The sequence below is a fragment of the Mesorhizobium sp. LNJC394B00 genome (assembly GCF_000502555.1).
In the GTDB taxonomy this organism is placed as follows: domain Bacteria; phylum Pseudomonadota; class Alphaproteobacteria; order Rhizobiales; family Rhizobiaceae; genus Mesorhizobium.
In genome coordinates this window covers 1725979-1739944 of the sequence record NZ_AYWH01000002.1, presented here as the reverse complement: position 1 = coordinate 1739944, position 13966 = coordinate 1725979, and the positions used below count along the sequence as shown (strand labels likewise).

Sequence of the window (13966 nt, the reverse complement as noted above, 5' to 3'; positions counted from 1 at the left end):
CTGGAAGTGCTGATTCGACGGCTCGGGCGCAAATTTTTCCTAAGAGAGTGCGGAGAACGAACAGTGGACAAACGGGACCTTTCGGCAATCTTCCGGGAGCGCCTGAAGCTGCTCCTGACACGGTCCGATCTCAACCAGTCAGCTTTCGCGTCAGCAGTCGGCATCGACCGGTCGGCGCTGTCGCAACTGATGTCCGGCGCCTCGACGCGCCTGCCACGTGCCGAAACGCTGCTTAACATCGCCGCCGAATTCAAGATCTCGCTGGACTGGCTGCTCGGCCTCTCCCAGGATGAAGGCGTCACCGGCGAAATCCGCGAAAGCCTGGAGATCGAAGAGGCGCCCGACGGCTTCGACCGCACGCTGCTCGCCAAATGGTTCGCCGAGGCCGCAGGCACCAAGATCCGCTATGTGCCGGCCGGCATTCCCGATCTCCTGCGCACACGCCAGCTGGTCGACTACGAAGCCAACATCACCAACCGCAGCCGTCTGGCGCAGGCCAGCGAGACGCAGTACCGCATCGAGTACAACCGGCGCCCTGAGACCGACATGGAGGTCTGCATGCCGCGCCATACGCTTGAGATCTTTGCCCGCGGCCTGGGCGTCTGGGACCGCTTTCCCGAGGCTGACCGCCGGCAGCAGCTTGCCCATATGGCGACGCTGCTTGACGATCTCTACCCCACCTTCCGCCTGTTCCTCTATGACGGCCGCATGCGCTATTCCATCCCGCTGACCATCTTCGGCCCTTATCGCGCCGCCATCTATGTCGGCGACATGTATGTCGTGCTGAACGCCACCCAGCCGGTCCAAGCGCTGACCCAGCATTTCGACAATCTGATCCGGGCCGCCGACATCAACCCGCATGAGGCCGCCGCCTACGCGCGCAATCTGGCCGGCGCGTCATTTCCATCGGGTTCTGCCTGATCCCCAACGCCCCGGAAAGGTGCGCCGCGCGGCAATTGCCGGTCGCAAACACATTGACTGGACATAAAGACTTCTTTATATCCTTATTCCATTCAAATATCTGAAAGTCGATCCGATGACCGCGAACAATCCCATCGATGCTCTGCTGGCCGAAAAGGGCGTGCTGCTCGCCGATGGCGCCACCGGCACCAATCTGTTCGCCATGGGTCTGGAGGCCGGCGAAGCGCCGGAGTTGCTGAACGAGGCAGCGCCCGACACCATCACCAGCCTGCACCAGAATTTCGTCGACGCTGGCGCCGATATCATTCTCACCAACTCGTTCGGCGGCACGCGCCACCGGCTGAAGCTGCACCATGCGCAGGACCGCGTGCATGCGCTGAACAAGCGCGCCGCCGAGATTGCCCGCGCGGTCGCCGACAAGGCCGGCAGGAAAGTCATCGTCGCCGGCTCGGTCGGTCCGACCGGCGAGTTGCTGGTGCCGCTCGGCGCAATGACCTATGACGAAGCAGTCGAGGCTTTTGCCGAGCAGATCGAGGGTCTCAAGGAAGGCGGCGCCGAAGTCGCCTGGATCGAGACCATGTCTGCGCCGGACGAAATCCGCGCCGCGGCGGAGGCCGCCATCCGCGTCGGCCTGCCCTACACCTATACCGGTTCGTTCGACACTGCCGGCCGCACCATGATGGGCCTGCTGCCCAGGGATATCCACGGCGTCGTCGACGGACTTTCAGAGACACCGCTCGGTGTCGGCGCCAATTGCGGTGTCGGCGCCTCCGACATCCTGGCCTCGCTGCTCGACATGACCGAGGCGAAGCCGGAAGCGACGGTGATCGTCAAGGGCAATTGCGGCATTCCCGAATTTCGTGGCACCGAGATCCATTATTCCGGCACGCCGGAGCTGATGGCCGACTATGTCCGGCTGGCGGTGGATGGCGGCGCGAAGATCATCGGCGGCTGCTGCGGCACGTCGTTCCAGCACCTTGCCGCCATGCGCAAGGCGCTCGACGCGCACACCAAATCCGAACGCCCGACCGTCGCGGCGATCGTCGAGCGCATCGGTCCGATGCGCAACAAGGTGGCGACGGAAAACACCGCCGAGACCAGCGAAGCCCGCCGCGAACGCCGCCGCAGCCGCGCCTGATATCGAACTTATTCGCTGTTTTCAGCGTAACGCGATAGCGCCGTCTTGAAATCCAGGGCGGTGCCGTTGGCGTTGCCACTCATCGTCACCAGGTCACCCGACGACTGCGGATTGCCGATCTGCTCCAGCATGACGCGAAAGCGGTCATTGGTCAGCGCCGACTTTGCGGTATTCCGGGCTGCGTCGACGTCATCCATGATGCGCCTGGATTCTGGCGACAGCGTTCCCGACGCCTGCGTGTGTCTCACCGCCGGCGTCGTGTTTCCAATGTTCATGATCTGCAATTCCCGGCTCCCCAAGCCCAGTCCCGACCCCATGCAATAATAGCAGGGCATTGCGATGACGTTCCGGAAAAGCCGCGCAATTTAACGATCAGGCGGATCATCTGTGCACTTCGGATCAATCGATCCGAAAAAAGGCCGGCAGGGTTTCCCCCGCCGGCCTGCCTCACCCCGCCCGTAGCCGGTTCCCCGTATCAGAACGACCCCCGTCTGAAAGGAACCGGCGTTATTGCCACTACCGGTTACCGCCGAGCGCCGAGGCAAGGCGCACAAGCGAAAGGAACTCGGACCTGTACCCAAACGGGTCGGCTCCTCGGGCGGCGGTGGCAATCTCCATGATCTTGTCGTAGCCGAACTTCGCGGTCGCATCCTCGTCGCGCAGCTTCTGGCCGAAGGCGGCGACAGCGACGGAGAAACGCTGGTCGGTGCTGGCCTGGTCGAAGGACGCGACCTCGTTGGCCGACGTCACCGGCGTGGTGATCAGCTTCGAGACGTCTTCGTTCGGCAGCTTGTAGCGGATTTTCACGAAGGCATATTCGTCGGCGTTGGCGACGCCGCCATTGTCGACCGCGGCCTGGCCGTAGCGCAGCGGATCCATCTGCTCGCCGCCACTGCCCTTCGGCGTGATCTCGTAGATGGCGGTCACCGAATGACCGGAGCCGATATCGCCGGCATCGACGCGGTCATTGTTGAAGTCCTCGCGGTTCAAGGCGCGGGTTTCATAGCCGATCAGCCGGTACTCCGAGACCTTGTCCGGATTGAACTCGACCTGGATCTTGACGTCCTTGGCGATGGTGAACAGCGTCGAGGAGGCATCCTCGACCAGAACCTTCTCGGCCTCGGCCAGCGTGTCGATATAGGCGGCGGTGCCGTTGCCGTTCTGGGCGATGGTCTGCATCATCTGGTCGTTCAGATTGCCGCGTCCAAAGCCGAATACCGACAGGAAGACGCCGGTCTTGCGCTCCTGCTCGATCAGTCGCTTCAGATCGTCGTCATCGGTCTGGCCGACATTGAAGTCGCCGTCCGTGGCCAGCATCACACGGTTGATGCCGTCCTTGACGAAGGACTGCTGGGCAAGCTTGTAGGCTTCCTTGATACCCGCCTCGCCGGCCGTCGAGCCGCCCGGCTGCAGATTGTCGATGGCGTTGAGGATCTTGTCCTTCTCGGTGACCTTGGTCGGCATCAACACGGTGCCGGCGTCACCGGCATAGGTGACGATCGAGATGGTGTCGTCCGCCTTGAGCTTGCTGACCAGCAGCCGGAAAGCCGACTTGAGCAGCGGCAGCTTGTCCGGCTCATCCATCGAACCCGAGACGTCGATCAGGAACACCAGATTGGCCTTGGGCTGCTCGACCGGCTTGATGTCGAAGCCCTTGATGGCGACGTGCATCAGCTTGGTGTGCCCGTTCCACGGCGTCGGCATGACGCTGACGGTCGAGTTGAACGGCGTCGAAGCCGAGTCCGGACCCTTCCAGTCATAGGGGAAGTAATTGACCATCTCCTCGACGCGCACCGTGTCGGCCTGCGGCAGGTAGCCCTGCTTCAGCGAGCCGCGGACGAATGAATAGGAAGCGGTGTCGACGTCGATCGAGAAGGTCGAGACCGGATCCTGAAGCGCTGCATGCACCGGATTTGTCTTGAAATCCTCGACGCGGTCGCGGTTTGGCTCCTGAGGCGCTATCTGGTCGGCCGGCATCGTCGAAGGCTGTGCCAGGTACTTGGATTCGGTCGCGCCGGCCATGCGGTCGACCCGCGCGCCGCCGGCCGGAGCAGCGGTGCCGTCAAGCGAAAACTCGCGGCTCTCAACTGGCGCAGGCTCGGCCAACACGCCGCGTCCCAGCGCATCCTGCTGCGCCGGGGCAACAGCAACGGTCGATTCGGGCTTCGGCGGCGCGGGTGGCGTAAGCGGCGTAGTGGTGTCGCGGCTTCGCACATCGGCGTCGGCCTTCTTGTCGCCTTCAGGCGCCTGCTTTTCTTTTACCGGCGCGTTGATCGCCGGCCCATTGGTTGCCGGCTTGTCGGCCAGCGTCTCAGTGATCTTCTCGTCGCTACCGAACGGCAACGGCTGTTCCCTCAGCATGTGGAAGGTGGCGTATCCGGCGATCGGCAGGGCGACGAGCCCGGCAATGGCTGGCGTGGCGATGAGTTTCTTTTGCATGATCTCGCTCCAGAGCTTTTGTGCTCGCTCTGTGAGACGAAGCCCGCCGACCGATCCTTGGGTGACGGCCGAAATATTTTCCTGATCATAGGCGCGCATGGCGGCTTCGAAGGCGCGTGCCTTCGCGCTCTCGCCGGGCGCCGGTACTGCTGCGTCGCGCAGCCTGTTGAGTTCGTTGTCGTCGACCATGGTCACACTTCCCCGGCTGAACGCATGAACGTCTTCAGCCGTTTCTTCGCTTCATGGATGTGCCAGGAAACCGTCGTCTCCGAGATTGCCATCGCCTCGGCGGCGGCCGCATGGCTCAAACCTTCGCCATAGACAAGAAGTACTGCGTCGCGCTGCTTGTCCGGCAATTGCCGCACCGCTGCCCAGAGCGCCTCAGTGGGATCTTCAGGCTCGGCGGATGCCTCTCCCGAAATCATGCTGTAGGCGCCGAAAGCCTCGGTCTTGACGTTTTCGCGCGTCGTCTTGCGCATCATGTCGCGCGCCGCGTTCAGCGTCACGGAATAGAGCCATGTCGTAAACGCGCCGCCGCCGCGATAGTCGCGGATCGCCTTGCCGAGACGGACACAGACCTCCTGGGCGATGTCTTCGGCATCGGCCTTCTTTCCGCACCAGCGATAGGCGGCGCGATAGACGAAGTCGTAGTGCCGCTCCAGCAATTTGCCGAAGGCACCCCTGTCTCCGCCTTTCGCCCGCCCGATCAATTCGGCGTCGGAGGCTTCGCTTTCATCCAGCATCATCGCCATCATTTGCCTGTTGGACGAAGGCTAATGGCCAATCCTTGGGGTTATGGAAAGATTTTTTTCCGAGGCGACGGATGCACGCGCAACAGGTGCGCTGAGATTCAGGTGAGGCCGAGCCGAAAACGATGGATTTCGAGAACCGGAGTGGAGCGTACTTTTGGTACGCGAGCACCGGAAGCACTGAAAGCCGTCGTTTGCAGGCCGGCCTCACCTGAATATCAGCACACCTGGCCCGAGGCCCAGCCGGACGACCAAGCCCACTGAAAATTATAGCCGCCCAGCCAGCCCGTGACATCGACGACTTCGCCGATGAAAAACAGCCCCGGCACGGATTTCGCCTGCATCGTCTTCTGATCGAGCCCGTTGGTATCGACACCGCCAAGCGTCACTTCCGCCGTGCGGTAACCCTCGGAGCCGGCCGGCTTGATGCGCCAGTCGTTGACGGCGGCTTCGACGGTTTTCATTTGCAGGTCTGTCAAATCAGCGAGATTGCCATCGATCCCACTGCGCTCGGCGACTGCTTGCGCAAGGCGCTTCGGCAAATGGTTTGCAAGCACCGTCTGCACCGCTTGCCTGCCGTTGACGCGCCGGGCGGCGCGAAGCAGTTCCGCCACATCCCTCCCCGGCAGCATGGCGATGCGGATCTCGTCGCCCTCGCGCCAATAGGACGATATTTGCAGGATGGAAGGCCCGCTCAAGCCGCGATGCGTAAACAGCATCGCTTCTGAAAACCGCGTCTTGCCGCAGGCGACTTCGGCATCGACGGCATTGCCGGCCAAAGGCGCCAGCCGCTCCAGCGTTCTTGCGTCGAAGGTAAGCGGCACCAGCGCCGGCCGTGTTTCCACCACCGCAAGGCCGAATTGCGCCGCAAGCTCGTAGCCGAAACCGGACGCGCCCATTTTGGGGATCGACTTGCCCCCGCAAGCCACGACTAACGAGCTGCAAGCGACGCTGCCAGCGGAGAGCGTCAGCACAAACCCGTCCGCGGTCTTGCTGACGTTCCTCACCTCGGTCGACAACGCCAGTTCCACACCCCAATCCTGCATGTCGGAAACCAGCATGTCGATGACCTGGCGCGCCGAGCCGTCGCAAAACAGCTGTCCCAGCGTCTTCTCGTGATAGGCAATGCCATGGCGTTCGACGAGCGCGATGAAGTCGCCTTGCGTGTAGCGGCTGAGCGCCGAAATGCAGAAATGCGGATTGCCGGAGATGAAATTCTTCGGGCTGGTGTGGATGTTGGTGAAATTGCAGCGGCCACCGCCGGAGATGCGGATCTTCTCGCCGGGCTTTGCCGCGTGATCGAGCACCAGGACCGAGCGGCCGCGCTTGCCCGCCTCGATGGCGCACATCATTCCGGCCGCACCGGCGCCGATCACCACGACATCATAGGATTGCATCAGGCTGTTCGTTCCCGCTCGACTGGCGCTGTTTTAACAGGCCGCGCCAATCGTGCAGTCTCTACCCGTTCGTTGCGACTTCAGGCAACGCCTCGTTAGATCAGCGTCTCGGCGAACAGCGTCGTCAGTCGCTTCCAATGACGTTCGGCGCCGGCCGCGTTGAAGACGCTGTGGTCCGACACGCACCAGCCATGCGCCATGCCGGTATAGTTTTCGATGGCGTGGTCGACCTCCGCCACGCGCAGCGCCTCGACCAGCCGCGCCGACTGCTCCGGCGGAAAGCTGCGGTCGACGCCCGATGTCCCGACATAGACGCGCGCCTTGATCATTGCGGCCTTGCGGTGCGGGCTGTCGGCGGCATCGCTGGCCAGATTGCCGCCATGGAAGCTCGCCGCCGCCACGATGCGATCGGGATAGGTTGCAGCCGCATTCAAAGCCCGCGCCCCGCCCATGCAGTAACCGACGACACCGACCGGTCCGGTGACACCTTCAGCGGTAAGCGTGTCGAGGAACGCCCTGCTGTCGCGGATGGTCATGTCCTGTGTCGTGCCGTGGACCAACGCCGTCAGCGCGACCTTGGTCTCCTCGACGACGAAAGCGGTCTTGGGCTCGAACGGCCCGTAGGGTGCTTTGCGATAGAAAAGATCCGGCACCAGCACGGCATAGCCCTCGCCTGCCAGCCGTTCCGCCATTGCGTCGAGCGCCGGTCGCGGACCGAAAGCGTCCATATAGAGAATGATGCCGGCCCTGGACGAGGAAGCGGTCGCCGAGCGGAACAGCCCGGCTTTCGCCACGCCGTCCCCGGTCTTGATCTCAATGTCCTGCTTCGCCATGGCCCGCTCCGTTAAATGTCGTGCGATACATATAAGCAGGCACCGTCAGGGCAAGCCGTTCCCTGACAATCCCGTTCAACACTTTGTGCGGGCTTTCGACCCGGCTACAGGCCGGCAAACGCCGTCATGTGAAAGGCCTGAACCTCAGGCGGATAGCGATGGGCCGTGCCATACGGACAGGCGTTGCGGTCGAGGCAGCCGCCGCCGCGGCATGGTTCGCCCTTCGATCCCCGCACATGCGCCAGGCAAGCCTGATGAGCGAAACCATCCGCGGAATAGGCGTCAACCGGACAGGATTTCAGGCAAGGTTTTGCGACACAGGCGTCGCAAAGGTGAATCGCTTCGCGACGTTCAGGAAGCGCGATCTCATCCTCGAACAGCAACGCGCCGCGATAGGCATGCCAGAGCCCGTACTGCGGATGCATCAGGATGCCCAGCGGCGACGGTCTCAGCCCCTCCGCTCGCATCGCCCATTGCTGGAACGGCAGATAAGGTCTGTCCGAAGGCGAAACGGCGCGCGCGCCGAATTTCTCCGCCACCGCACCGATCACTGCGCGCGACCATGTGTCGAGCGGATTAGCAATGGTTTGCGGTTGCCGGTCGCGCCAGCGCAGGAAATGCGGCCAGGGTGCCGCTCCCGCCTGCCCCACCAACAGCACGGATTTGGCGGGGGCAACTGAAGGGCCATGCGGCGGCGTTTCGCTTGTTGCGAAATTGAAGCCACCGCGCAGGATGAGGCCGTCGGCGGAAAGCGCGGCCGCTATCTCGTCAGCCCGGCGCCACGCAATCATCCCTTCTTGTCCGGGTCGGAGAAAGCGCTCCGCCAGACTTCCTTGTGGATGATGTTGGCGACTTTAGCCCCGCCTGACTCGGGCTCCTTTCAGGTGAAGGCGTCAGCCATCGACGCCTTCTTCGTCGCAATGTAGTCCTTCAGGCCGTCGTCGATGCCCGGATCGAGATAAGGCGCCTCGTAGGTCTCCAGCCAGCGGCGGGCGAGTTCGTTGGCGCGCTGCGGCGCTGTCTTCTCGCCCTCGGCCAGCCACTGCTCGTAGGAATTGTTGTCGGCGATGCTGGAGCGGTAGAAGGCGGTCTGGAAATTGGCTTGGGTGTGGTCGCAGCCGAGATAGTGGCTGCCCGGGCCGACCTGGCGAATGGCGTCCATCGCCTGGCCGTTTTCCGAGAGGTCGACGCCTTCGGAAAACTTTTGCGTCATGCCGAGCTGGTCGATGTCCATCATGAATTTTTCGTAGCAGGAGGCCAGTCCGCCCTCGAGCCAGCCGGCCGAATGCAGGACGAAATTGGTGCCGGCAAGAATGGTCGAGTTGAGCGTGTTGGCGCTCTCATAGGCGGCCTGCGCGTCCGGAACCTTGGAGGCGCAGAGCGAGCCGCCGGTGCGGAACGGCAGACCGAGCCGGCGGGCAAGCTGTGCGGCGCCGTAGGAAACCAGCGACGGCTCCGGCGTGCCGAAGGTCGGCGCACCAGACTGCATGGAGATCGACGAGGCGAAGGTGCCGAACAGCACCGGCGCGCCGGGACGGATCAACTGCGTGAAAGAGGCGCCGGCCAGCACCTCTGCCAGAACCTGCGTCAGCGTGCCGGCCACCGTGACCGGGCTCATCGCGCCGGCAAGGATGAACGGCGTGACGATGCAAGCCTGGTTGTGACGCGAATAAACCTTCAGCGCGCCCAGCATGGTTTCGTCGAACACCATCGGCGAATTGGCGTTGATCAGGCTGGTCAGCACGGTGTTGTTTTCGACGAAATCGTCGCCGAACACGATCTTGGCCATGGCGACGGTGTCTTCGGCCCGCTCTGGCGCCGTCACCGAACCCATGAACGGTTTGTCCGAATATTTGATGTGGCTGTAGATCATGTCGAGATGGCGTTTGTTGACCGGCACGTCGACCGGCTCGCAAACCGTGCCGCCCGAATGGTGAATCGACGGCGCCATATAGGCGAGCTTCACGAAATTCCGGAAATCCTCGATCGTCGCGTAGCGCCTGACACCGTCGAGATCGCGCACGAAGGGCGGACCATAGACCGGCGCGAAGACCGTGGCGTTGCCGCCGATCTGCACCGAACGTTCGGCGTTGCGCGCATGCTGGGTGTAGATGGGCGGCGCGGTCTTCAGCAGCGAGCGGCAGAGGCCCTTGGGAAAATGCACGCGCTCGCCCTTGACGTCGGCGCCCGCCTCTTTCCAAAGCTGCAGCGCCTCGGCGTCGTCGCGAAAGATGATGCCGATCTCTTCCAGCACCGTATCGGTGTTGTTTTCGATAATCGCCAGGCCTTCCTCGTTGAGGACCTCATAGATGTTGATCTTGCGCTTGATATAGGTGAGCTGGGTGCCCGGTCCGCCGCCCGAGCGCGCCGCCCGCCTTGCAGCCGCGCCGCCGCTGGCAGCACGTCCACGTCGCGCATTGGACGCTTCCTGGTCGACTGACGCGTTTTCACTCATGATCGTTTTTCCCTAAAAACCGTTTGCGGCCGCGTAGGCGGCTTCTCGCCCGGATCGTAGTCATGCACCCTATTCGAAACGGCCCGCCAGCGCCAACGCCTGTCGCAAAATCGACAAGAATTCCAATAGATTTGCGGTCGCTTTCCTTTTGCGGGAAGTCGCAAATCAGCTATGGATACCTGCCCCCGCCGGGTTAGGTATTGACGCGATTATTTTAAGCCGCCGTGATCGCATCCGCGCGGCAAGGAGCCCGAGAAAAATGGCCGACGACGAGATCATCCTCTCCGAGCTTTCCGACGACGAGTTGGTGCAGCAGATGCACGACGATCTCTATGACGGACTGAAGGAAGAGATCGAGGAAGGCACCAACATCCTGCTCGAGCGCGGCTGGGTGCCCTACAAGGTGCTGACCGAAGCTCTGGTCGAAGGCATGCGCATCGTCGGCGAGGACTTTCGCGACGGCATCCTGTTCGTTCCCGAGGTGCTGCTGTCGGCCAACGCGATGAAAGCCGGCATGTTCATCCTGCGCCCGCTGCTGGCCGCCACCGGCGCGCCGAAGCAGGGCAAGATGGTGATCGGCACCGTCAAGGGCGACATCCACGACATCGGCAAGAACCTCGTCGGCATGATGATGGAAGGTGCCGGCTTCGACGTCATCGATCTCGGCATCAACAATGCGGTGGAAAAATACCTCGACGCCATCGAGCAGCACCAGCCCGACATTATCGGCATGTCGGCGCTTTTGACCACGACCATGCCTTACATGAAGGTCGTCATCGACACGATGAAGGAAAAGGGCATCCGCGACGACTATGTCGTCCTGGTCGGCGGCGCGCCGCTAAACGAGGAATTCGGCAAGGCCGTCGGCGCCGATGCCTATTGCCGCGACGCGGCTGTGGCGGTCGAGACCGCCAAGGACTTCATGAAGCGCAAGCATAACGTGCGCGCTTCAGCCTGATCTGTTACGCAAGGCGTCTGGGCCACAATCGAAAGCCGCGCCTTGCAGCGCGGCTTTTTTGTTCCAGCTATTGGAACGGATGGCTGCGTCAGGGTTTGGTGACGGTGTCGTCGACGGCTTTCGCAGTCGATTTGATATCCCGGCCGACACCACGGACGGTGTTGGCACAGGCCGTAAGCGCCAGGATGCAGGCAAGGATTGCAATCGGCGCAACGCGTAACAGTTTCATGGACGGTTTATCCCTCTCTCGATAGATTCGCCCCACAGCAACGAAGGCCGATTCGACCAGGTTCCATGGCCAGAATGCAAAAAACGAAACCGAATCAGGACGACAGGCTGCTGGTCATCGCCTGCGGAATGATTGCGCGCGAAGTTTTGGCCGTCAAGGAGCAGCTCAAGCTCGACCATCTCGACCTGACCTGCCTGCCGGCGGAGTTCCATTTCTACCCCGACCGCATCGCACCGGCGATGGACAAGGCGATCGAAAAGGCCAAGGCGGAAGGCTATAGCAACATCTTCGTCGGCTATGCCGATTGCGGTACCGGCGGCATGCTCGACCGGGTCCTGGAGAAGCACGGCGTCGAGCGCATGGCCGGGCCGCACTGCTTTGCCTTCTACCAGGGCATGGACGCCTATGCGAAGGTCGCCGACGACGACATGATGTCGTTCTACATGACCGATTTCCTGTGCCGCCAGTTCGACGCCTTCTTCATGAAGCCGCTCGGCCTCGACAAGCACCCGGAGCTGATCAAGGACTATTTCGGCAACTACCAGAAGCTGATCTACATCGCCCAGACCGACGATCCGGAACTCGACAAGGTCGCCGAGAAGGCCGCGAAGATGCTTGGCCTCGCCTATGAGCGCCGCTCGACCGGCTATGGCGACCTGACGGCTGAATTGGCGCGGGTGGCGGCACATCCAGAAGAATTGCGTTAGGCGCCCGACTTCGGATTATTTGCTCTCCGGTTGCGGATCCGACACGAAATCGACAACGCGGCCGTTGTCTAACCGGATCGGCCCTCTTGCAGTTGGATCCTTGCGCAAAGCCTCTGCAAGCAGAGCGTCGACTGTGTCGAGATTGACCTGCAGAATTGTGCGGTCGCCCAGTTCCCAGTACTCGCCTTCATCGAAGACGTCGAACTTGTCGAAAAAAGGAGCAACTTTGCGAAGCAACTCGATGATCTCGATATGCGCCTCCGACCCCGCAAACTGGGTCTTGCAATATTGCTGCATGAAGAGGTCCCTGTCGAACTCGAACCTTAGGCGATCCGACTTGGGATGCGGCTGGCATTCTATCCCCAAGACCGGGCCGATATAGTCAACGCTGCGTTCGTCGATGACCCGGTTGAGAACCATTTCGGCCTCGTCTATCGGCCGAAATCGCCAGTCTCGAGCGATGGCAAGCGCTTCAACTTCCTGCAACAGCGCAACATATTGTTCCTCTCCGCGCAGTTGTCCCTCAAAATGGATTGTAACCCCCACGCGCACCTCCCGCGGAACATACCGCTGTTTAAGCACGGATGACAGGCCGCCGCGAATGGGTAAGTGTGCACTGGAAGATAGAATCGGCTGCTCCAGCCGCGCCAACATGGATACCACCGATGACCCCTCGCGTCCTGCTCTCCGCCCTTGGCCTCCTCTGCCTCGTCTTGCCCGCTCGCGCCGACGGCGAGGTGCAGAAGATCATCACGCCTGCCGACAAGGTGCGGCTCCACAACTATGGCGAGACCCGCAAGGCGGCGCTGGCCGAGGCAAAAGCGGGAGACCCGGCTGAGGTCAGCCAACTCGACGCGCTGCTGGCAAAGCCGATAGTGGCCTTTTCCGACAAGGACCTGAGCGGCAACTGGCAATGCCGAACCATCAAGGTGGGCCTGACCGGCCCGCTGGTCATCTATGGCTGGTTCAAGTGCAAGGTCACGGACGATGGCTCCGGCTGGCAGCTGGAAAAGGTCAGCGGCTCGCAACGCACCAAGGGCCGTTTCTTCGACGATAGCGAAAAACGCGCGATCTATCTCGGCTCCGGCTATGTCAATGACAACAAGCCAAAACCCTATGGCAGCGGCCCGGAAAGCGACCAGGTCGGCTATGCCTTCCGCACCAGCGCCAATGAATGGCGCATCGAATTCCCGGCGCCCTACTACGAATCGAAACTCGACATCATCGAGTTCAAGCGCTGATCCGTTGGTCTCTCGCTGGCCGGTCGGTCATCAAGATTTAACCTCGCCCGGCACAGAATTGAGCCGGGCAGCGCACGGCAAATGGTTGCGCGCCGGCAAGAAAGCGCGCCATGGCATCAGCGGTTGAAAAAAGTGCTGCGATCGTCATCGTCACCGAAGGCGGGCCGCACATCTGGGCCATCGTCAACGCCATCGCCGACCAGCTCGACCCTGTCAGCGTCATCCTCGAAAGCCCTGAATCCAAAAAGCATTTGCTGCTCGGCCGCGCGCGCCGCCAGGGCTGGTTTTCGGCCATCGGTCAACTCGGCACGATGGTGTTGACGAGGCTCGGCAAGCGCTTCTTCGCCGGGCACGCGGAGCGGCTGATCGCAGCGCAAAAACTGCAGACAGAGCCGAAGCCGGGACAAAAGATCATCCACGTCTCCTCCGCCAACGCAGCCGATTGCCTGCAGGCGATCGCCGACATCCGCCCGGGCGTGGTGCTGCTCGCCGGCTGCCGGCTCTTGTCCCGGCAGACGCTGGCGCAAATGCCCTGCCCGGTGCTCAACTACCACGCCGGCATCGCGCCGAAATACCGCGGCATGAATGGCGGCTACTGGGCGCTGGCCTGCGGCGATCTCCAGAATTTCGGCACCACCGTGCATCTGGTCGACGCCGGCGTCGACACCGGCGGCGTGTTGAAACAGGCGCGCGGCAAGCCGGAGCCCGGCGACACTATTTCGAGCTATGCGTTGCGCCAGGCGGCGTTCTCGCGTGACATCTGCGTCGAGGCGGTCCGCGGTGCCTTGGACGGCAAGCTTGTCACGATCGACCCCGGCCTGCCGTCGAAACAATGGTACCATCCGACGATCTGGTTCTATCTCTGGACCGGCCTGACCAAGCGGGTTTGGTAGCCAGCC

The 13966-nt window shown here is 62.3% G+C and carries 15 protein-coding genes; 6 read left to right on the top strand and 9 right to left on the bottom strand.

Translation table 11 applies throughout. From position 1 onward, the window contains the following. Positions 1 to 63: 63 nt before the first annotated feature. Together X751_RS151480 and bmt are read left to right on the top strand one after the other, a co-directional pair. Positions 64 to 921 (top strand): helix-turn-helix transcriptional regulator, encoded by an 858-nt coding sequence (locus X751_RS151480; RefSeq protein ID WP_023681768.1) that lies wholly within the window; start codon positions 64 to 66, stop codon positions 919 to 921. Between the two features lie 115 nt (positions 922 to 1036). Continuing rightward, a complete protein-coding gene (bmt, locus tag X751_RS151485; protein WP_023744716.1) occupies positions 1037 to 2059 on the top strand; it encodes a betaine--homocysteine S-methyltransferase in 1023 nt (340 codons plus the stop codon). A gap of 8 nt (positions 2060 to 2067) precedes the next feature. On the opposite strand, the gene X751_RS151490 is transcribed toward bmt, so the two are convergent. From X751_RS151490 to X751_RS151520, 7 genes are all read right to left on the bottom strand, one after another. Then, complete coding sequence (locus X751_RS151490; RefSeq protein WP_031202677.1) at positions 2068 to 2334, bottom strand: hypothetical protein; 267 nt, start codon at positions 2332 to 2334, stop codon at positions 2068 to 2070. Between the two features lie 241 nt (positions 2335 to 2575). Further along, positions 2576 to 4687 carry a VWA domain-containing protein gene (locus X751_RS151495; RefSeq protein ID WP_023744715.1) on the bottom strand — a complete coding sequence of 704 codons (2112 nt, stop codon included), beginning with the start codon at positions 4685 to 4687 and terminating at the stop codon, positions 2576 to 2578. Positions 4688 to 4689: 2 nt separating this feature from the next. Next, positions 4690 to 5250 (bottom strand): RNA polymerase sigma factor, encoded by a 561-nt coding sequence (locus tag X751_RS151500; RefSeq protein ID WP_023744714.1) that lies wholly within the window; start codon positions 5248 to 5250, stop codon positions 4690 to 4692. 215 nt (positions 5251 to 5465) lie between these two features. Next, positions 5466 to 6644, bottom strand: coding sequence for an NAD(P)/FAD-dependent oxidoreductase (locus X751_RS151505; protein ID WP_023700323.1), 1179 nt, complete (start codon positions 6642 to 6644; stop codon positions 5466 to 5468). Between the two features lie 95 nt (positions 6645 to 6739). Next, on the bottom strand, positions 6740 to 7477 hold the full coding sequence (locus X751_RS151510) for a dienelactone hydrolase family protein (RefSeq protein WP_023744713.1): 738 nt from the start codon (positions 7475 to 7477) through the stop codon (positions 6740 to 6742). Between the two features lie 104 nt (positions 7478 to 7581). Continuing rightward, positions 7582 to 8268 carry a hypothetical protein gene (locus tag X751_RS151515; RefSeq protein ID WP_023744712.1) on the bottom strand — a complete coding sequence of 229 codons (687 nt, stop codon included), beginning with the start codon at positions 8266 to 8268 and terminating at the stop codon, positions 7582 to 7584. Positions 8269 to 8357: 89 nt separating this feature from the next. Continuing rightward, positions 8358 to 9932, bottom strand: a complete 1575-nt coding sequence (locus X751_RS151520; protein ID WP_023670403.1) for a trimethylamine methyltransferase family protein — start codon at positions 9930 to 9932, stop codon at positions 8358 to 8360. Positions 9933 to 10191: 259 nt separating this feature from the next. Between X751_RS151520 and X751_RS151525 the strand changes: the two genes are divergently transcribed. Then, the gene (locus X751_RS151525; RefSeq protein WP_023688118.1) at positions 10192 to 10890 is read left to right on the top strand and encodes a B12-binding domain-containing protein; all 699 of its coding nucleotides are present in this window, start codon (positions 10192 to 10194) and stop codon (positions 10888 to 10890) included. Positions 10891 to 10978: 88 nt separating this feature from the next. On the opposite strand, the gene X751_RS16755 is transcribed toward X751_RS151525, so the two are convergent. Further along, complete coding sequence (locus tag X751_RS16755) at positions 10979 to 11119, bottom strand: entericidin A/B family lipoprotein (RefSeq protein WP_023688117.1); 141 nt, start codon at positions 11117 to 11119, stop codon at positions 10979 to 10981. A 65-nt stretch (positions 11120 to 11184) separates the two neighbouring features. Here X751_RS16755 and X751_RS151530 point away from each other — a divergent pair, with 65 nt between their 5' ends. Beyond that, positions 11185 to 11826 (top strand): DUF1638 domain-containing protein, encoded by a 642-nt coding sequence (locus X751_RS151530; protein ID WP_023733763.1) that lies wholly within the window; start codon positions 11185 to 11187, stop codon positions 11824 to 11826. Positions 11827 to 11841: 15 nt separating this feature from the next. Here the strand turns inward: X751_RS151530 and X751_RS151535 are convergent, their stop codons facing one another. Then, complete coding sequence (locus X751_RS151535; protein WP_023733764.1) at positions 11842 to 12480, bottom strand: hypothetical protein; 639 nt, start codon at positions 12478 to 12480, stop codon at positions 11842 to 11844. Positions 12481 to 12491: 11 nt separating this feature from the next. On the opposite strand from X751_RS151535, the gene X751_RS151540 reads away from it, so the two are divergent. Further along, positions 12492 to 13067 (top strand): DUF4893 domain-containing protein, encoded by a 576-nt coding sequence (locus tag X751_RS151540; protein WP_023744711.1) that lies wholly within the window; start codon positions 12492 to 12494, stop codon positions 13065 to 13067. 110 nt (positions 13068 to 13177) lie between these two features. Beyond that, positions 13178 to 13960 carry a formyl transferase gene (locus tag X751_RS151545; RefSeq protein ID WP_023744710.1) on the top strand — a complete coding sequence of 261 codons (783 nt, stop codon included), beginning with the start codon at positions 13178 to 13180 and terminating at the stop codon, positions 13958 to 13960. Positions 13961 to 13966: the final 6 nt, after the last annotated feature.